18 protein-coding genes are annotated in these 18,825 nt (G+C 70.8%); 12 read left to right on the top strand and 6 right to left on the bottom strand.

Annotated features, from left to right (window positions below):
* The first annotated feature begins 354 nt into the window (after window positions 1-354).
* Both C3B71_RS04290 and C3B71_RS16115 read left to right on the top strand, forming a co-directional pair.
* A complete protein-coding gene (locus tag C3B71_RS04290) occupies window positions 355-1,065 on the top strand; it encodes a DUF6318 family protein (protein ID WP_108966350.1) in 711 nt (236 codons plus the stop codon).
* A 223-nt stretch (window positions 1,066-1,288) separates the two neighbouring features.
* The gene (locus C3B71_RS16115) at window positions 1,289-1,912 is read left to right on the top strand and encodes a zinc transporter (RefSeq protein WP_108966348.1); all 624 of its coding nucleotides are present in this window, start codon (window positions 1,289-1,291) and stop codon (window positions 1,910-1,912) included.
* 871 nt (window positions 1,913-2,783) lie between these two features.
* Here C3B71_RS16115 and C3B71_RS15825 read toward each other — a convergent pair.
* Window positions 2,784-3,008 carry a hypothetical protein gene (locus C3B71_RS15825; RefSeq protein WP_073327394.1) on the bottom strand — a complete coding sequence of 75 codons (225 nt, stop codon included), beginning with the start codon at window positions 3,006-3,008 and terminating at the stop codon, window positions 2,784-2,786.
* A gap of 232 nt (window positions 3,009-3,240) precedes the next feature.
* On the opposite strand from C3B71_RS15825, the gene C3B71_RS04280 reads away from it, so the two are divergent.
* Complete coding sequence (locus C3B71_RS04280) at window positions 3,241-3,990, top strand: sulfite exporter TauE/SafE family protein (protein WP_159097639.1); 750 nt, start codon at window positions 3,241-3,243, stop codon at window positions 3,988-3,990.
* A 25-nt stretch (window positions 3,991-4,015) separates the two neighbouring features.
* On the opposite strand, the gene C3B71_RS04275 is transcribed toward C3B71_RS04280, so the two are convergent.
* Complete coding sequence (locus tag C3B71_RS04275) at window positions 4,016-4,678, bottom strand: ferritin-like fold-containing protein (RefSeq protein ID WP_073327397.1); 663 nt, start codon at window positions 4,676-4,678, stop codon at window positions 4,016-4,018.
* 141 nt (window positions 4,679-4,819) lie between these two features.
* Between C3B71_RS04275 and C3B71_RS16680 the strand changes: the two genes are divergently transcribed.
* Entirely contained in the window at window positions 4,820-4,951 is a 132-nt protein-coding gene (locus C3B71_RS16680) for a hypothetical protein (RefSeq protein ID WP_258522948.1), read from the top strand.
* Window positions 4,952-5,149: 198 nt separating this feature from the next.
* Window positions 5,150-6,688 (top strand): DEAD/DEAH box helicase, encoded by a 1,539-nt coding sequence (locus C3B71_RS04270; protein WP_396027154.1) that lies wholly within the window; start codon window positions 5,150-5,152, stop codon window positions 6,686-6,688.
* A gap of 159 nt (window positions 6,689-6,847) precedes the next feature.
* Here the strand turns inward: C3B71_RS04270 and C3B71_RS04265 are convergent, their stop codons facing one another.
* On the bottom strand, window positions 6,848-7,483 hold the full coding sequence (locus tag C3B71_RS04265; RefSeq protein ID WP_073327400.1) for a MarC family protein: 636 nt from the start codon (window positions 7,481-7,483) through the stop codon (window positions 6,848-6,850).
* Between the two features lie 141 nt (window positions 7,484-7,624).
* A complete protein-coding gene (locus tag C3B71_RS04260) occupies window positions 7,625-8,470 on the bottom strand; it encodes a PHP domain-containing protein (RefSeq protein WP_073327401.1) in 846 nt (281 codons plus the stop codon).
* 156 nt (window positions 8,471-8,626) lie between these two features.
* Here C3B71_RS04260 and C3B71_RS04255 point away from each other — a divergent pair, with 156 nt between their 5' ends.
* From C3B71_RS04255 to C3B71_RS04245, 3 genes are all read left to right on the top strand, one after another.
* Window positions 8,627-9,790: a Gfo/Idh/MocA family protein gene (locus C3B71_RS04255; protein ID WP_234416097.1), complete on the top strand. Its 1,164-nt coding sequence runs from the start codon at window positions 8,627-8,629 to the stop codon at window positions 9,788-9,790.
* 60 nt (window positions 9,791-9,850) lie between these two features.
* Complete coding sequence (locus tag C3B71_RS04250; protein WP_108966342.1) at window positions 9,851-11,503, top strand: aminopeptidase P family protein; 1,653 nt, start codon at window positions 9,851-9,853, stop codon at window positions 11,501-11,503.
* 153 nt (window positions 11,504-11,656) lie between these two features.
* Entirely contained in the window at window positions 11,657-12,616 is a 960-nt protein-coding gene (locus C3B71_RS04245) for a cation diffusion facilitator family transporter (protein WP_108966340.1), read from the top strand.
* A 138-nt stretch (window positions 12,617-12,754) separates the two neighbouring features.
* Here C3B71_RS04245 and C3B71_RS04240 read toward each other — a convergent pair whose 3' ends face one another.
* Window positions 12,755-13,663, bottom strand: a complete 909-nt coding sequence (locus tag C3B71_RS04240; protein ID WP_234416096.1) for a general stress protein — start codon at window positions 13,661-13,663, stop codon at window positions 12,755-12,757.
* 99 nt (window positions 13,664-13,762) lie between these two features.
* On the opposite strand from C3B71_RS04240, the gene C3B71_RS04235 reads away from it, so the two are divergent.
* The 3 genes from C3B71_RS04235 (at window position 13,763) to C3B71_RS04225 (ending at window position 16,964) form a co-directional block, all read left to right on the top strand.
* Window positions 13,763-15,055, top strand: a complete 1,293-nt coding sequence (locus tag C3B71_RS04235) for a magnesium transporter MgtE N-terminal domain-containing protein (RefSeq protein ID WP_073327411.1) — start codon at window positions 13,763-13,765, stop codon at window positions 15,053-15,055.
* Complete coding sequence (locus C3B71_RS04230; RefSeq protein WP_073327412.1) at window positions 15,048-15,653, top strand: DUF1003 domain-containing protein; 606 nt, start codon at window positions 15,048-15,050, stop codon at window positions 15,651-15,653. The genes C3B71_RS04235 and C3B71_RS04230 overlap by 8 nt, the downstream gene beginning before the upstream one ends.
* 156 nt (window positions 15,654-15,809) lie before the next feature.
* Window positions 15,810-16,964, top strand: a complete 1,155-nt coding sequence (locus C3B71_RS04225) for an Mrp/NBP35 family ATP-binding protein (RefSeq protein ID WP_108966338.1) — start codon at window positions 15,810-15,812, stop codon at window positions 16,962-16,964.
* Window positions 16,965-17,016: 52 nt separating this feature from the next.
* On the opposite strand, the gene C3B71_RS04220 is transcribed toward C3B71_RS04225, so the two are convergent.
* Window positions 17,017-17,994 carry a twin-arginine translocase TatA/TatE family subunit gene (locus C3B71_RS04220; RefSeq protein WP_108966335.1) on the bottom strand — a complete coding sequence of 326 codons (978 nt, stop codon included), beginning with the start codon at window positions 17,992-17,994 and terminating at the stop codon, window positions 17,017-17,019.
* 157 nt (window positions 17,995-18,151) lie between these two features.
* Here C3B71_RS04220 and C3B71_RS04215 point away from each other — a divergent pair, with 157 nt between their 5' ends.
* The gene (locus tag C3B71_RS04215; RefSeq protein WP_108969530.1) at window positions 18,152-18,787 is read left to right on the top strand and encodes an O-methyltransferase; all 636 of its coding nucleotides are present in this window, start codon (window positions 18,152-18,154) and stop codon (window positions 18,785-18,787) included.
* Window positions 18,788-18,825 lie beyond the last annotated feature (38 nt).

Raw genomic sequence — 18,825 nt, 5'->3', positions numbered from 1 at the left:
AGACGGGCGCCGGCCTTTGTGTACGGGCAGGCGGGCGGCGGTCGGGCGCGCCGCCCGCGCCGACTGGCGGGAGGCATGTCCCGGGGGCTCCAGTCGGCGTTTTTCGACCTTGGGGTGCGTTTTACGACCCCGGGGTGGTCGTGGAATGTACCCCAAGGTCGTAAAACGTCACTAGGGCCAGCCGGTCGGCACAGCCAGGCGGCCCGCGGGCTCCGCCGACCGCCCCGGCCCTGGGGTTATCCACAGGGGCCGCGGACCGGGTGGCGACAACGGTGAGGGTCACGGTACGGTTGCGGAGCATCGGCACGCCGCCGACACCCCACCCGGGCCCTCAACGAGGAGGCCACCCCCAACATGCCCACACACCCCAGCACTCCGCGACGTCACCAGGCTCAGTCCGGCACGAATTGCCTCCGCTCCGGCCAACACCGCCAGTACACCCCGGCACCAGCGCACCGAGCACGCCAAGCAGCGGCGCTGGCCATCTGCCTCACCGTCCTGGGTGCAGGCTGCGCAAACGCCACTAACCGCACCACCTACACCCCCACCTGGACCCCACCCGCCACCGCCAGCGCTAGCGCCACGCCCACACTCTCGCCCGAGGACGCCGCCGCCCGGGCCACCGCCCTGGCCATGGAACCACCAGAGGCCTACACCCCGGAGTTCACCCCCGAAGGCGCAGCCACCGCAGCCACATACTTCCTCAACCTCTACCCCTACGTCTATGCCACCGGCGACCTGGACGCCTGGCAAAACATGAGCGACGACAACTGCGAATTCTGCAACAGCGTAATCAACAACGTCACCGAGCTACACGACGCAGGCGGCTGGACCGACCCGTGGGGGCAGGAGATCACACCCCTGGAGTGGTGGGATGACGACGCGGACCCCAACCGTAACGTCGTTCGGATTCAAACTAGCTTTACTGGGCATGCGTCGCATTCAGGCGACGGAATAGAGTCCGCGCAGACCAACGCAGCAGACGAAATCCTTCTGATCCAGATGTATTGGACAGGTTCAACATGGAGCGTAGAAATCGTTGACATCGAGGATGCAGATGATTGAATTGCGATTCCACACTCCCACGTTCCGCACCATTACGGCAATCGCCCTCACACTAAGTTCTGCGACAGCGGCAAGCGCTGCCGCCGCTACACCACCATCCAGTGATTACCGCGCTGAATCGCGCGGTAGTTCTGTGGTGGTGACTGGCAGCACGTCTCGCCAGGTTCTCTCGTTCGCCCCGGGTGGGCCGGCCGCAGCGAACACAGCCGGCAGTAGCGGGGTCGTGTACGACGAGGCTGCGGTGCGCAAGGCACAGGAACGCTACCGGCAATGCTTCCAGTCGCTAGCGGTCGACGCAATGGCCGTCGGAAGCCACAACAGATCCATCTCGGAATGCCTCGCCGACACCCCCACCACCAACACCCCCACCACAACCGGCACCATCACAACCATCACCATCACCGCCACCGACGTGTCCACCCTCCTGGCCGACGGGTCCGGTATCACCCGCCAACCCCCAGGCCCGGAAGTACTACTGACCAAAGACTTCATCGTCTACACCAACCCCGACACCCAAACCCTCACAACCACCATCGCCGGCACCGAGGTCACCATCCACGCCACCCCCACCACCTACACCTGGAACTGGGGCGACAACACCACCACAACCACCACCGACCCCGGAGCCCCCTGGCCAAACCAAACCGTCACCCACCAATACACCACCACCGCCCAAGGCGTAACCACCACCCTGACCACCACCTGGCAAGCCACCTACACCCCCACCGGCGGCACCACCACCCCCGTAGTCGGCACCATCACCACCACCAACACCACCACCGCCTACAACATCGTCCGCACCACCACCTACCTCACCGACCAAGCCGAAACCCAACAAGGACACTAAACAGGCTCTTCTCGTTTGTGGGCGTGGCGGTTCGGGCACTGGTTGCAACGCCGGAGGTCGTTCTCGGGTGCGCGAGGTCGTCTTCGGGTCGGCGAGGTCGTACTCGGTGGGTGCCGGCCTGCCGAAAACGACCTCTTCATCCCCAAACCCTCCACATTCGGGAGGGTTTCGGGCCGACGAGGACGTCTTGGCCGAACCCAGGACGTCCTCGGGCCGATGGGGACGTCCTCGGGCCGATGGGGACGTTCTCGGGCGAACCAGGACGTTCTCGGGCACACCGGGTCGTCCTCGGGCCAAGGAGGACGTCTTCAGGCCAAGAAGGTCGTCTCTGGGGGCGGGGACGTTCTCGGGTTGGCGGTGTTGGCGACCGCGGACGAATCGTTGGAGTCGTCGGAATCATGCGGATCCCGCAGGCGCGGGGCCCAGATGGATGGCTCCCCGCGCATCTGGGCGGGCGGGCCCCGCAGGCGCAGGGGTGTGCCTACTTGGACCGCTGTTCCCCGGTTGGACCCCTGTTCCCCCGTTGGACCGCCGTAGCCGCCGGTTACAGCGGTCCAACGGGGCGTGGGCGGTCCAACGCGCGAACCGTCGCACCCGACCCACCGCGCACATCCCAGCCAAGGCGCATTCCCACCCATCGCGTCACCCACCGCGCCGCCGTGCCCCGCACACCAACCACAACCCGGACAGTCGCCGCCCGTCAGCCCGCCACACACCCAAACGAAGAACCGCTAAACACACCGCCGGCGATCGCATTCGGCAGCCGCAGTCGGCGCACCACAGTCACCAGATCAGCACAGCTCTGGCGGCGCGCTGCGCCCATCATGCCCACCGCCAGCCCATCATCGCCGTCGGCACCCCGCGGGCAGCACTACAGCCGGTCGTGCTTCTCGCAGAAGACGTGGTTCCCCATGATCTTGAAGCCGTCGCGTTCGGCCGCGCGCAACGCGTCGTGCTCGGTGTAGCTCAAGGCGAGCACGCGCTCAATCGCCGTGCCATCCGGGTCGTGGACCGTGTCGACCACCCGATGCGCGACCATGCGGTCGCACCCCTCGTGGTCACAACGGACGGCGATTGCCTCGCGACGAACGAACATGTGGTCCCCTTTCAGCGTCAGGACTGCTGATTGTCGAATCTGTTTTGCCTGTGCGAATCTGCTTCGCCAGTGTGCCCAGCGCGGAGCACCGGCGCCCCGATGTGAGCCACGCACGTATCATGCCGCACACTTCTGTCCCCGGTGGGCCCCGCCGCGCACGCGGCCCCCACCGCGCACGCGCGCCGCGCCCGCCCCGACGGGGCACAACGCGTTACGGCTACTGTTAGCGGCGATGTCGCCCGTGATCACCTACGCCCTCCTGTTTCTCGCCGGAGTGGTTGCCGCCATCGTCGGCTACCTAGTGGGAATGGCCTCGCTGGTCTCCTACCCGGCGATGCTCGCCCTGGGCGTGCCACCGGTGGTCGCCAACGCCTCCAACACCGTCAGCCTGATTCCCGGCGGCATCGGCTCACTGATTACCTCCTGGGACCGGCTCAAGCAGATCCGCTACTACCCGTTGCTTCCCCAGGCGCTCATCGCCGTCGTCGGCGGGCTCGTGGGCGGCGCGCTGCTGCTGGTGGCCCCGCCCGGCGTATTCGAGGCGATCGTGCCCTGGCTGGTGCTGCTCGCAACCGCCCTGGTGGCGCTGAGCCCGCGGTTGCGGCGCGGCGCCACCAACTACCGACTGCCCGCGCCCGCGTTCCTGGCCCTGATGGCCGCCATCATGGTCTACAGCGGTTACTTCGGCGCCGGCGCAGGGGTGCTCTTCTTCGCCCTGTGCACCCTGGGCACGCCCATGAACACCCACGCGGCCGTGGTGATGAAGACGCCCATGACCACCCTGTCCAACTTCGCCGCCGCCGTGCTGTTCATCGTGCAGGGGCAGGTCGACTGGGGCGCCGCGATCACGGTAGGCCTGGGCTCCTTCGCCGGCGGCTACGTGGCCCCGCTAATTCAGCGGCTGATTCCCGAGCGGGTCATTCACGCCGCCGTGGTGGTCGGCGGTCTGGTCCTGACCGTCTGGCTGCTGCTCGGCTTCTGATCCCGGCCCGACGACGGCGCCCGGACTAGACGCGCAGGCCCAGCCCCCGCATGCGGGTGGTCGCCCCCTGGGAGAGGGCCTCGTGCAGCGCCTCGCCGTCGGCACCCGACGCGGCCAGGTCCGGGGCGGTGGCCAACAGGCGCTTCATGGTGCCGATCTCCTCGCCCACCACGCGGCGTCCCCACAGCCCCAGGCGCGCCGCCAGCTGGGTGTCCTCGCCGATTGCCGGCACCAGTTGGGAGGAGGCGAAGGCCGCCAGTCGGTCGGCGTCGGTGTCCTCCGTCAGCTGATCGCGCAGGGGCGTCTCCACCGTCTCCGCCAACGCGACGACGAAGTCGCGCAACAGCCCGAAAGTCAGGTAGGTCTTGGTCAGTCGCTCATACCAGTCCAGGGGACGCAGCCGCTCATCGAAGTCGCCCAGCGCCCCGACGAAGGGCTCGGCCGCCGCGAGCACGTCGACGCCAGCGTCCGCCGCCGAGACCCGCAGCCGTTCGAAAGAAGCGACCGCCTCCCCGCTCATGCGCAGCAGCTCGGCGCGCAGTCCCATATCCGGGGCCTTGTCGGCGTCCTTGGCGTAGCGCGTGCAGGCGATGGTCCGGGCGTAGGCGGCCAGGCCGACCACGGCAACCGTGTGCGGCGACGGCGACGCGGTCACGGTCCGGCTGGCAGGAAGGGCTGAGCTCGTCATGGTGTCAGGGTAGGCCCTGACGCCGTGCCAACCCCCGTGTTCGTCACAAGTGCTCGACGGCCAACGCGATCCATCTCTCTTATCGGTCACTCACGCATCCACGCCCGGTTGACTAGGCTGGACGCAGGTTGCCCGGTCGCCATGCCCATCGTCATGCCTCTCAGCCCCACCTGCCGTTACGGCAGCGTGCGTGGCGTCATTCGCGATCGGCTGCCGTATATGACCGCAGGCGCGGACTCCGCCGCACGCCGGCGCCTCGTCCGCGCCGCCTGAGCCCGGGGCCCACCCGGATTACATACAACCGAAAGCACATACCGCATCGTGACCGAGCAGACCGCAACAACTGAATCGACCACCACTCCCGCCGCATCGACCGAGTCGCAGTCGCCCACCGCGACGACCCAGGCGCCCACCGCGCCGGCCGACACCGCCTCCGGGATCATCTCCACCGCGCAGGCCCACGCCCCGGTGCTGGACGACGCCAAGCCCGACATCACCGATGCCGACTCCGAAACCGACCTGACCACACGTACCTTCGCCGACTTCGGCGTTGAGGACGAGATCTGCCAGGCCCTGGCGGACAGGGGCATCACCCACCCCTTCCCCATCCAGGCACTCACCCTGCCGATCGCGCTGCGCGGCCAGGACATCATCGGCCAGGCCAAGACCGGCACCGGCAAGACCCTCGGCTTCGGCATCCCGCTGCTCATGGACACGCTCGGCCCCGGCGAGGAGGGCTGGGATGAGGACCCCGCCTCGGGTTCCCCGCAGGCGCTGGTCATTCTGCCGACCCGCGAGCTGGCCAAGCAGGTGGCCGAGGAGCTGGCGGGCGCCGCCGCCAAGCGCACCGTGCGCATCGTCCAGGTGTACGGCGGGCGCGCCTACGAGCCGCAGATCGAGGCGATCGAGCAGGGAGCCGAGATCGTCGTCGGCACCCCCGGTCGCATCATCGACCTGATGGATCGTCGGGTCCTGGACCTGACCCACGTAACCACCGTGGTACTGGATGAGGCCGATGAGATGCTCGACCTGGGCTTCCTGCCGGACGTGGAGAAGATCCTCTCGCGCACCCGCTCCGACCGCCACACCATGCTTTTCAGCGCCACCATGCCGGGCGCCGTCGTAGCCCTGGCCCGCCGCTACATGACCAAGCCGACCCACATTCGCGCCCAGGACCCGGGCGACGACTCCATGACGGTCAAGACCGTGCAGCAGGTCGTCTACCGCACCCACGCGCTGAACAAGGTCGAGGTGCTCTCCCGCATCCTGCAGGCTGAGGGCCGCGGCCGCACCATCATCTTCGCGCGCACCAAGCGCACCGCCGCCCGCGTGGCCGAGGACCTGGCTGCCCGCGGCTTCGCCACCGCGGCCCTGCACGGCGACCTGGGGCAGGGGGCCCGCGAGCAGGCGCTGCGCGCCTTCCGCAAGGGCAAGGTGGACGTGCTGGTGGCCACCGACGTGGCGGCACGCGGCATCGACGTCGACGACGTCACCCACGTCATCAACTACCAGTGCCCCGAGGACGAGAAGATCTACGTCCACCGCATCGGCCGCACCGGCCGGGCAGGCGGCTCGGGCACCGCGATCACCTTCGTCGACTGGGACGACGTCTCCCGCTGGCGTCTGATCGCCAAGGCGCTCGGCCTGCCGATCGAGGAGCCGGTGGAGACGTACCACACCTCCGACCACCTCTACACGGACCTGAACATTCCCCGAGATGTCACCGGCAAGCTGCCGCGCAGCAAGCGGGTCCTGGCGGGGCTCGACGCCGAGCAGATCGAGGACCTGGGCGAGACCGGCCGGCACGCCCACGCCCGCGAGGAGCGCGGCGGTCGGGGGCGGGGCCGCGGCCGCGGACGGCGCAGCTCAAGCACCGGGCGCGACGGCGGTTCGCGGCGCAACGACTCGAGCACGGGTTCCCGCACGGGCCGCTCCGCATCCGCGCAGGACGACCGGCCGCGCCGCAAGCGCAACCGCCGCCGCACCCACGGCGGTCGCGCCGACGCCTGAGGCCCATCGCGGCTTGGCGCTAATCGGCCGCCGGAGCCGGTCCGCACGACGCCGCGCCGCGCACCCACCGCACTACCGCACCCTGGCGCGCCGCGCACCCACCGCACTACCGCACCCTGGCGCGCCGCGCACCTACCCGCGCGCGGCGCCCGGGTGCGCTCAGGCACCGGTGACCGCGCCGATGTAGGCAATCACGCCGTCGGCCATCATCTGCACCGCGATCGCGGCCAACAACAACCCGAAGATGCGGGTGAGCACCTGAATCGCGGACTCCCCCAGCAACCGGTGCAGGCCCACGGAGAACCGCAGGACCACCCAGATGACCAGGTGCGTGACCACGATCGCGGCGGTCACGCTCACCCAGCCGACCACCGGCCCGGACGCCGACTCCACCGCCACCATGGTGGCCACGATCGCGCCCGGCCCGGCCAGCAGGGGCGTGCCCAGGGGGACGAGTGCGGCGTTGGTGGCCACCGAGTCCGGGTCGGGGTGCTCATCGGTCTTGTCGGTGAGCAGCTCGAGCGCCACCAGCAGCAGCAACAGCCCGCCGGAGATCTGCAGCGCCGGCACGGTGATGCCCAAGAACCGCAGAATGTAGCGGCCGAAAATCGCGAACACGAGAATCACCGCGAAGGACACCAGGGTGGCCTGGCGGGCCGAGCGGGTGCGCTCGGCGTCGGTCTGCCGGCTGGTCAGCGACAGGAAGATGGGAATGGCGCCCAACGGGTCCTGAATGACCAGGATCGTGGTGAGCGCGGTGGCGAAGAGCGTGAGGTCGAAGATGTTTGCGAGCATGACTGGGGCGGAGGGAGCGGAACGTTTTGATTGGGCTTGACGATTGGGCGTCCGGAGATCCGGGCGGCCCGGCGGATCTTTGGCTGGACGGCTTCCCTGCCGGGCGGCCTGCCGCCCGGGGCGACGGCGACCGGCACCCGGTCAGGGCGTGATCAGCGGGAGCGCACCCTCGGCGACGATCTGCTCCAACAGTGCCGGCGGCATGAGGTTCTCCCCGAGCCGGTTCGGCTTGCCGTCGCCGTGGTAGTCGGAGGCGCCGGATGTGCCGACCCCAAGCTCCCGTGCCAGCGCACGGGCCTGCTCCCGCTGGGCGGGATCGTGGTCGCGGTGGTCGACCTCAAGCGCGGCCAGGCCGGCCTCGGCCATCCGCGCAAAGGTCGCATCCGGCACCAGGCGCCGCTGGCGGTTGGCGGCGCGCGGGTGCGCCGCCACCGGCACTCCCCCGGCCGCGCGCACGAGCCGGCAGGCCTCAACCGGGTCCAGGGCCCAGTAGTGCACGTAGTACGGGCTGGAGGTCGCCAAGGGCCCGGCGAAGGCGGCGGACCGGTTGGGGAAGACCCCGGCGGCCACGAGCGCGTCGGCAATGTGCGGACGGCCGATCGTGACGGCGTCGGAGGACTGGGCGAGCACGTCCTCCCAGGTGATGGGGTAGTCCACCGCCAGGCGCTCGACCATGTACCGGGTCCGGTTGGAGCGCGACTGGCGGGCGGCGGTCAGCGCATCCGCGAGCGGGCCGTAGTCGGGGTCGAACAGGTAGGCCAGCAGGTGCAGGGTCACGCCGTCGACGGAGCAGGAGATCTCCGTGCCACGCAGCAGGGTCACGCCCGTGCGCGGCACCGCCGCGGCCGCCTCGGCCCACCCCTCGGTCGTGTCGTGGTCGGTCAGGCCGACGACGTCGAGACCCTCACGGGCGGCGGCGGCCATGAGCGCGGCGGGAGTGTCCGTGCCGTCCGAGTAGGAGGAGTGAGTGTGGGGGTCGATGCGCACCCGCCAAGTGTACGAATACGGGCTGGGCCCCTGCCGCTCGGATCCTCGGACGCAGCGGGCCGGGCCGCGGTCATGCCGCGTACCGCCGGTGGCCGCGGCCGCACCGCGCGAAACCACCCCCTGACTGTGACGCCGGTTACTTGCTAGCGTGAAGCCATGAGCACCGCCGCCGCATCCGACTCGCCCGCCCAATCCGGCCCCGCCTCCACACCGACCGCCCCGATCCGCTTCGGCATGATCGGTGCCGGCTTCATCGCCCGCTGGTTCGTGGAGGCGGCCCACACGGTTCCCGACGCCGAGGTCGTCGCCGTCACCTCCGCGCACCCGGAGCGGGCGGCCGCCTTCGCCGCCGAGCACGCCATACCCGCCGCCTTCGCATCGCTGGAGGAGATGCTCGCCGCCCGCGACGCCGACGGCGACCCCCTGGTGGACGTCGTCTACGTCGGGTCCCCCAACCTGCTGCATCCCGAGCACGCGCTCGCCGCCCTCGAGGCCGGCCGGCACGTGCTGGTGGAGAAGCCCTTCGCCCCCACGCCCGCCCAGGCGCGGGCCATGGTGGCGGCCGCCCGGCGCAATGATCGGCTGCTCATGGAGGGGTGGTTGCCCGCCTTCGAGCCGGGCACGGCGGTGCTGCGTGAGAACCTGCGGCGGCTGGGTCCGATTCGGCGCGCGCTGCTGGTCAAGGAGCAGTACTCCTCCCGCATGGACGCCTACCGGGACGGGGCTTTGCCGCCGGCCTTCAACCCGGCCATGGCGGGCGGTTCTCTCATGGACCTGGGGGTGTACCCGATCAGCTTGGCGATCCACCTGTTCGGGGCGCCCACGCGGGTGACCGCCGCCGGGGTGCTGCTGGACTCGGGCGCGGACGCCCTGGGCACGGTCGTGCTCGACTACGCCGGCACCGACACCGCCCGCCAGGTCCAGCCCGCCGGCTTCGAGGTGGTGTGCCTGCACTCCAAGACCTCCCCCGCCGGCACCGGCTCCGCGATCGCCGGCGACCACGCGGTGCTGACCCTGGACGACTGCCAGTGGCCCCAGCAAATCGCCCTACGCGGCCCCGCGGTGGGCACAGCCGCCGCCGGCAGCACGGCCGGCGCGGACCGGATCAAGGCGGCCGCCGGCGCCGACGCCGTCCAGGACCTGTCGGTTCAGCGCAGCGGGCCGGTACTCGCCTACGAACTGGAGGCCTTCTGCCGCCTGGTGCGCTCCGGGGCACGCGAGTCGGAACTGCACCCGCTGGCCAACTCGGTGGCCGCCGTCGAGGTGCTCTACGAGGCGCGCCGACAGGTGGGAGTGCGGTTCCCGGGCGACCCCGACTGACGCCACCCGGCGGCTTCGGCCGGTGCACTCCCCGATCGGCGAGCGTGCCACTATGGGGCCATGACCGATTCCGTATCCGACTCCCCCGCACCCTCCGCAGCGGACGCCGAGGCGCCCCAGACGCTCGCAGAGCGCGGCAACAACCGCTCCCACCGGCCCACCAACCAGGCCTTCCGCGACTTCATCGGCTCCGGCTGGGGCCCGCGCCCCGATGCGCTGCCCGACCGCTCCGCCGCCGCCCCCTGGGCCGCCGCCCGACGCGAGACCCTGGGCGCCCTGTTCCCCGGCGACCGGCTGGTCATCCCCGCCGGGGGGCTGGTGACCCGCAACAACGACTGCGACTACCGCTTCCGCCCGCACTCGGCCTTCGCCCACCTGGCCGGCACCGGCACCGACTTCGAGCCCGACGCCGTACTCGTGCTGGAGCCGCTGGCCGCCGGTAGCGCGGGTGCCGGGACGAGCAGCACCGCGGGCAGGAGCGCCGGTTCCGCCGTCGCCGGGGATGCCGACAACCCGGGCGAGGCCACGACCGCGCCCACCCACGAGGCGGTGCTGTACTTCCGCCCCCGCGCCTCCCGGTCGTCCGAGGAGTTCTACGCCGACCCCCGCTACGGAGAACTGTGGGTGGGCCAGCGCCCCTCGATCGAGGAGGTGGAGGCGGCCACCGGAATCCGCTGCGCCCACATCGACTCGCTGCCCGACGCGCTCGCCAAGGACGCCGGTCCGGACGGCGTGCAGTTGCGCGTGGTGGAACAGGCCGACGCCGCGGTCACCGCCCTGGTGGACCGCGTGCGCACCGCGGCCGGACTCGCCGCCGGGCAGGACGCCCAGCAGGTCGACGACGCCCTGGCGGAGGCCACCAGCGAACTGCGCCTGACCAAGGACTCCTGGGAGGTCGAGCAGCTGCAGCGGGCCGTGGACGCCACCCGCGCCGGCTTCGACGACCTGATCCGCTCTATTCCGCGCGCCACCGGGCACTGGCGCGGCGAGCGTGTGCTGGAGGGTGCCTTCGGGACCAAGGCCCGCGAGGAGGGCAACGGGCTCGGCTATGAGACCATCGCCGCCGCCGGGAACCACGCCAACACGCTGCACTGGATCAACAACGACGGCGCCGTGCACCCCGGCGAACTGGTGCTGGTGGACGCCGGCGTGGAGGTCGACTCCCTTTACACCGCCGACGTCACCCGCACCATCCCGGTGGACGGTCGTTTCACCGCCCCGCAGCGCCGGGTCTACCAGGCCGTGCTTGACGCCGCCGACGCCGCCTTCGCCCGTGCCAACACTCCCGGCTGCCGCTTCCGGGACGTGCACGCCGCCGCCATGGAGGTGATCGCCGCCCGCCTGGAGGAGTGGGGCATGCTGCCCGACGGCGTCACCGCCGCCGACTCCCTGGGGCCGGACGGCCAGTTCCACCGCCGCTGGATGGTGCACGGCACCAGCCACCACCTGGGACTGGACGTGCACGACTGCGCCCAGGCGCGCCGCGAGATGAGCATGGACGCGGTGCTGCGCCCGGGCATGGTCTTCACCATTGAGCCGGGCCTGTACTTCCGCGCCGACGATCTGCTGGTTCCCGAGGAGCTGCGCGGCATCGGCGTGCGCATCGAGGACGACGTCGTCGTGGACGCCGACGGGAGCGTGCGGCGCCTGACGCAGGCGATTCCCCGTACCGTCGCGGAGGTGGAGGCCTGGGTGACCGGCCTCATCGCCTGATCCCCAAATGACGGGGCGGCGCGGTTAGTCGGCCCGGTCCGCGGGTTTGCTGACGGTCCTTGAGTCCGCTCCGGTGCACGTCGCTACCATTGAGGCCGTGTCACCGGTTCGTGGCCCCCGTCGGCGCCCGAGTTCAGCCCCCGGGGAGCAGGCATGACCTCCCTCGGGAGCCGCGATCCCGATCGCACACGCCCCAGCGGGCACGTACACGGCCATAACCACGGCTCGACTGCCTCCCGGGGCCGGCTCGCCGCCGTCCTGGCCCTGACGACGGGCGTGCTGGTGGCCGAGGTGGTCAGCGCCGCGCTCACCGGGTCCTTGGCACTGCTTGCCGACGCCGGGCACATGCTCACCGACGTCGTCGGCCTGGTGATGGCGCTGGTGGCCGCGCACCTGTCCACCCGGCCCGTAACCGACCGCTCCACGTGGGGGCTGCGGCGCGCCGAGATCCTGGGTGCCGCGCTGCAGGCGACGCTGTTGGGCGTGGTGGGAGTCATCGTTGGCGTGCGAGCGGTGATCACGCTGGTGGGCGGCGCCGAGGTAGAGGCACATGGCATGCTGGTCATGGGCGTGATCGGCCTGGTGGCAAACGTGGTGGGGCTGCTGGTGCTTTCCGGCGGACGTGACCACAACCTGAACATGCGGGCCGCCTTCCTGGAGGTCGCCAACGACGCACTGGGCAGTGTGGGCGTGATCGTGGCGGCGGCCGTGGTGGCACTCACCGGCTGGGCGCGCGCCGATGCAGTTGCCTCCCTGGTGATCGTCGCGCTGATCGTGCCGCGGGCCTTCTCCCTACTGCGCACCGCACTCGGCGTGCTCATGGAGCGCACCCCGGAGGCGCTGGACCTGGCGGAGGTGCGTCGTCACCTGCTGGCGGTGGACGGCGTGGAGGAGGTCCACGACCTGCACGCCTGGACGGTGGCCTCCGGCCTGCCGGTGCTCACCGCGCACGTCGTCGTCTCAGACACCTGCTTCGCGCAGGGGCTCACGGGCGAGGTCCTGGACGCGCTGCAGGAGTGCGTCGCCGAGCATTTCCCGGTGCACATCGAGCACGCGACCTTCCAGCTTGAGCCCGCCGCGCACCGCGCCCACGAGCACGTCCCCTGCGTCTGACTCCGGCGGCAAGCAACCAAGTCGGCCTGGCCGCTCCTCCCGTGCCCCTCTCAGACACGAGTTTGTGCTCGTTGTAGACGCGGGCAGGGCGTAGGGCGTCGGTAGGCCGTATATTTCGTAGGGCGGCGTAGACAGGACTCAGGCGTCGTCGGGACGACGGCGGTAGGGGTCGTCCTCGGGGTCGGCCTGCCCCTGGCCGCGCTCCCCCGCCGGCGTTTCGGCTCGGCCGTCCGCCACCGAAGGCACCGGTCCGTTATCCGTCCCCTGTGGCTGGTTCTCCTCAGGCCGCGGCGCGATCGGCGTCCGAGGTGCGGCGCCGTTCGGCATGGTGGCACCCGGCATCTGACCGGCCTCCGGGGCTGCGGCCGCCGGGGCTGCACTGCCGCCTTGCGAGTAGGTCTGCGGGTCCACTCCCTCGGGCAGGCGCACGCCGAAGCGGGGCTGCTCGTCCGGACGAGAGCCGAAGGTGCTGCGGCCCTGACCGCGGGCCTGCTGCCGGGCAGCGCGGCGCTCCTCGGCACGGCGCGCCGACTGCCCGCCGCGGGCGAGATTCCCCGGCAGGTCCGCGAGCGCGCGGGCCGCCTCCGCGGACAGCTCGGAGGCGATGATGGAGTAGCGCGAGGCGACCACCTGGCTGATGGAGGTGAAGTCGCGCTTGCCGCGAGTGACCGCGTAGGCGGCGACCTGGAAGATCATCCCCCAGATCACGCCCATGATGATCGCGGCGATCAGCACGGTGCTGGTCCCCTCGCTGGGGCCCAGCAGCAGCATCATGGCGGCGAAGAACAGCCCGATCCACAGCCCGGACATGGCGCCGTTGGCCAGCGCCCGCCCCCAGCTCATGCGTCCGGTAATGCGCTCGACCTGGCGCAGGTCGGTACCGATGATCGCCAAGTGCTGGACGGGGAAGCCGGCGTCGGACAGGGAGTCGACCGCGTGCTGCGCCTCCGCGTAGGTCGCGAAGGAGGCGACCTCGTCGCCGCGCGGAATGCTTCCCCGCGTCATGCCGAACGGCGCGGCCTGCGTGGAGAATTCAGTCTGGCTCATGGGTACATCGTCCCACGTAGTCCCGGCACGGGGCCAGCTTCATCGAGCGGCGAAACCGTGAGGCGGCATCAACCCCGCCACGCCGATAGGCTGGCCGCTGTGGAAAACACCAAGACGCGCGCCACCCTCAGAGTCTTCGTCGCCCGACTCGTGGGCACGACCGTCTTCGATCCTCTAGGCGACGCCGTCGGCAAGGTGCACGACGTCGTCGTGCTCATCCGCCTGCGTGGTCAGCCGCGCGCCGTCGGCCTGGTGATCGAGGTGGCGGGCCGCCGCCGCGTGTTTCTGCCACTGTCACGGGTGACCGCGATCGAGCCGGGCGCCGTCATCACCACCGGGCTGGTCAACATCCGCCGATTCGAGAAGCGCCGCGTGGAGACCTTGGTGGTCGGCGAGCTGCTGGACCGAGTCGTCACCCTGCGCGATGGCTCCGGGCAGGTAACCATCCGCGACGTCGCCATCGAGCGCGACCGCGGCATGGATTGGAAGGTGACCCGCCTGTTCGTTCAACGCGGCTCCTCGGGTCCGCTGGGGCTGCGCCGCGGCGAGACCTTCACCGTGCGCCCCGACGAGGTCACGGGCCTGGCCGGCTCCGCCGATCAGCAGGGGGCGACCGCGCTGCTGGCCACCATGGAGGGGCTCAAGCCCGCCGACCTGGCCGATGTGCTGTCCGACCTGCCGCTGTCGCGGCAGCTGGAGGTGGCGGCCGAGCTGTCCGACGAGCGTTTGGCCGATGCGGCCGAAGAGCTGTCCGACGACGACGCCGTGGCCCTGCTCTCCGGTCTGGACGCCGCCCGTGCCGCCGACGTTCTGGACGCCATGCAGCCCGACGACGCCGCGGACCTGGTTTCCGCCCTGCCCGCCTCCATCGCCGCCCAGTTGCTGGACCTGATGGAGCCGGAGGAGGCGGAGGACGTACGCCGCCTGATGACCTATGACGAGTACACGGCCGGCGGTCTGATGACCACCGAGCCGATCATCCTGCCGCCGGAGGCCACCGTGGCCACCTTCCTGGCGCAGGCCCGCAAGGCCGAGGTGCCGCCGGCGCTGGCCGCCGTCGCCTTCGTGTGCCGCCCCCCGTTGGAGTCGCCCACCGGCCGGTTCCTGGGCATGGTGCACCTCCAGCGCGCCCTGCGGGAGCGTCCCCAGCAGCTGCTCGGCTCCGTGCTGGACAAGGACCTGGAGGAGGTGCACGCCGACGACTCGATCGGCACCGTCACCCGCCTGCTGGCGACTTACAATCTCACGGCCCTACCCGTGCTCGACGATGCCGGCCGCCTGCTCGGCGCCGTGTCCGTCGACGACGTCCTGGACCACCTCATGCCCGACGACTGGCGGGAGGCGGACGACGCCGTCACCGACGAGATGATTGAGAGGAGCGCCAATGCCTGATCAGCTCGACCAGCCCCTGTCGAAGAACCGCTCCCGGTGGATGCGTTGGACGCATCCCTCCCGCAGCCGCTCGGATACCTCGGGCCGGGTGGCGGAGGCCATTGCACGCTTCTCCGGCACGCCGACGTTCCTCATCTGGCTGACCGTCTTCGTGGCCCTGTGGATGATCTGGAACTCATGGGGGCCCGAGAATCTGCGCTTCGACCGCGCCAGCCTGGGCTTCACCGCCCTGACGCTCATGCTCTCGCTGCAGGCCTCCTACTCGGCGCCACTGATCCTGCTGGCCCAGAACCGGCAGGACGACCGCGACCGGGTGACCGCCGAGCAGGACCGTCAGCGCGCCGAGCGCAACCTGGAGGACACCGAGTACCTCACCCGGGAGATCGCCTCCCTGCGCCTGGCCATGAACGACGTCGCCACCCGCGACTTCGTGCGCTCCGAGCTGCGCGTCGTACTGGAGGAACTGCTCCAGGAGGAGAGGCGCACCCGCGAAGAACTACATGACGACATTGTCGATGAGGGCGGGGAGACCCCGGATGCCCCGGAGACTCCCGATGGTTCGAACACCGCGCGGCCGCAGCAGGAGGACGCGGGCTGAACGCAGGCCCCCGGCGGCATCACTCCAGGCGGCCCCATTCATCCGGTGGGCCGGGTGGACGGCGCCCGCCCCGCCCGCCGCATTCCCGCCGTCGGCGTGCTCCTCACCACCATGGCGGCCCCCGGCGGAGCGGGCAACCGGCCATAGGATTGAGCCATGAGCCTGCCCACTGAAGACGCGGTCCGCGAGGCACTCGCCCGCGTGATTGACCCCGAGCTGCGCCGCCCGATCACCGACCTCGGGATGGTCGATTCCATCGAGATCGCCGCCGACGGCGTCGTCACCGTAGGGGTGCTGCTGACCGTCGCCGGCTGCCCGCTGCGGGACACCATCACCGCGGATGCACGCAAGGAGGTCGGCGCCCTGGACGGTGTGACCGACGTGCGCGTCAACATGGGCGTGATGAACGACGAGCAGCGGGCCGAGCTGCGCACCCGCCTGCGCGGCGGCGCCGCCGAGCCGGTCATCCCCTTCACCAAGCCCGACAACCTCACGCGCGTCTACGCGGTCACCTCGGGCAAGGGCGGCGTCGGCAAGTCCTCAGTCACCGCCAACCTGGCCGCCGCGATGGCCTCCCAGGGGCTGAACGTCGGGGTGGTCGACGCCGACATCTACGGCTTCTCCATCCCCCGCATGCTGGGTGTGGATCAGGTTCCCACCCAGTTGGACGGCATGATCATCCCGCCCATCGCGCACGGGGTGAAGGTCATCTCCATCGGCATGTTCGTGGAGGAGAAGCAGCCGGTCGTCTGGCGCGGCCCCATGCTGCACCGAGCCGTGCAGCAGTTCCTGTCCGACGTGTTCTGGGGCGACGTGGACGTGCTGCTGCTGGACCTGCCGCCGGGGACCGGCGACGTGACCATCTCGGTGGCGCAGCTGCTGCCGGACGCTGAGATCCTGGTGGTCACCACCCCACAGACGGCCGCCGCCGAGGTGGCCGAGCGCACCGGACTGATCGCATCGCAGACCCACCAGAAGGTCGCCGGGGTCATCGAGAACATGTCCTACCTGCCGCAGCCCGACGGGTCGCGCCTGGAGATCTTCGGCTCCGGCGGCGGCCAGGCCGTTTCCGAGTCGCTGACGACCGCGCTGGGATACGAGGTGCCGCTGCTGGCGCAGTTGCCGCTGGACATCAAGCTGCGCGAGGGCGCGGACGTGGGCATCCCGGCGACCATCGCCGTCGGTGACGGACCCGCCACCGACTCCCCCGCGGCCCTGCAATTGGCGGGTGTGGCCCGCAGGCTCGGGCATCGCGCGCGCGGCCTGTCCGGCAAGTCGCTGGGGATCAGCCCGGTCGGCGCCGTCGGCTAGTCCGCACGCGCCTCAGCGGCGTGAGTCTGAGCGCGCCCGCGACGAAAGGGTTTCAGGCGACGGCGGCCGTTGCCGCCTCGGCGCGGGTGCGGGCGGCCTCGTTGGCGGCGCGCACGATGTCGCGCGGAGAGACCGGGCGCAGGGCCTGCACGGTCTCGTCCTGCTGGGGTTCCTCCGCGAGGGTGGAGGGGATGTCGGCGGCGACCTCTTCCGCGTCGGCGGTCGGCTGCACCTCGGGGATCTCGGCGGTGGCCGTTTCCCCCGCCTCCAGCGCAATCTGGGCCGCGTCGGTGGAGGCGTCGGCCATCTCCTCAGTGCCCTCCGCGCTGGCGTCACCCGCGTCGGCGGCGGACTGCGCGGCGGTGAGCTCTGTGGCTGAGGGCTCGTCGACGACCTCCTGCTCAACGGCGGAGTTCTCGTCCTCGGCAACGGCGGCTACCGGCTCGACCTGAGGCAGCTCGGCCGTCACCGCCGCGGCCTCCTGAGCCGCCTGCTCCGGGTCCTTCTCCGCCTGCTTGTCCGCCTGCGTTGAACCATCCGCGCCCTGCTGGTCGCCGGGCGCCGCCGCGGCCGCAACCGTGGCCGCCGCGGCCGCACCGGTGGACGCGGTCCGAGCGGAGCGCGTCTCCTGGGCCTTGTCCTCGATCATCTTCGACAGGGACTTGGACTTCTTCTGACCCTTGCCGCTCACCGCGGCCGCGGCCTCATCGCTGGCCTCCTTGGCGGTTTCCATCACCGACTGGAAGGGGTTGGTCAGATCCTTGCGGATGGCGTCGAGGTCCTCCCCCAGCGCGTCGCGCACGATCTTGCGGGGGTCGTAGTTGCGCGGATCCAGATCGGACAGGTCCAGCTCTCCCAGCTCGGGGCCGACCTCCTCGGCGATCTGGGTCTTGGTGTCATCCAAGAACACGCGCAGACGACGCACCGCCTGGGTCAGCTTGCGGGTGTACTCGGGCAGGCGCTGCGGCCCCACCACGATGGCGATCACCAGCAGGATGACGAAGAACTCAGCTCCTGAGATACCCAACACGGGGTCAGTATAGGGAGGAATGCACGCGACCGGGCGAGCGCGTGGACGCGCAACCGCCCCCGGACCTGAAACAATGGGCGCAGCCCCGCGCCGGCATCCCGGCGCCGCGGGGTTGAAACGACGGCTAGGCGGCCCGGTGCCGCGGAAGGGGCATATGGTGGCTGCTGACAAGACACTGAGCTGGTCCTACACGGAGGAGTTCCCGGTCGAGAGCGAGCCGACCGCGCAGGCGCGTTTGCGCGGCATCGAGCTGGGCACCGACCCGGTTTCCCCGGCCACCGGCGCGGCACTGCGCATGCTGGCAGCCGTCGGCGGCGCCAAGTCCGTCGCCGAGGTAGGCACGGGCACCGGTGTTTCCGGCCTGTGGCTGCTGGCCGGCATGGGGGCCGACGGCGTGCTGACCACCATCGATGTCGAGCCGGAGTTCCAGCGCGAGGCCCGCCGTGCCTTCGACGAGGCCGGCTACCCGGGCTCCCACACACGCATCATTCAGGGACGCGCCTCCGACGTCATGCCCCGCATGGCCGCCCAGTCCTACGACATGGTGGTACTCGACGTTTCCCCTCAGGAGGCCGCGGAACTGGTGGTGCAGGCGGTCCGCATGCTGCGCACGGGCGGAGTCCTGGCGATCACGCATGCGCTATGGAACGACCACGTCGCCGACCCGGCACGTCGCGACGCCACTACGGTTGCGGCGCGCGAGCTGGGCAAGACGCTGCGGGATGAAGAGGGCCTGCTGACGTCACTGCTGCCAGTCGGCGACGGTCTGCTGGTTGCCGTCCGCCGGGCCTGACGACCCGGCCGGGCGGACCCGCCGGTTTCGGGGTGGCC

This window comes from Actinomyces sp. Z16, from assembly GCF_003111765.1.
In the GTDB taxonomy this organism is placed as follows: Bacteria; Actinomycetota; Actinomycetes; order Actinomycetales; family Actinomycetaceae; genus Actinomyces; species Actinomyces glycerinitolerans.
This window is presented reverse-complemented; position numbering and strand designations above follow the sequence as displayed.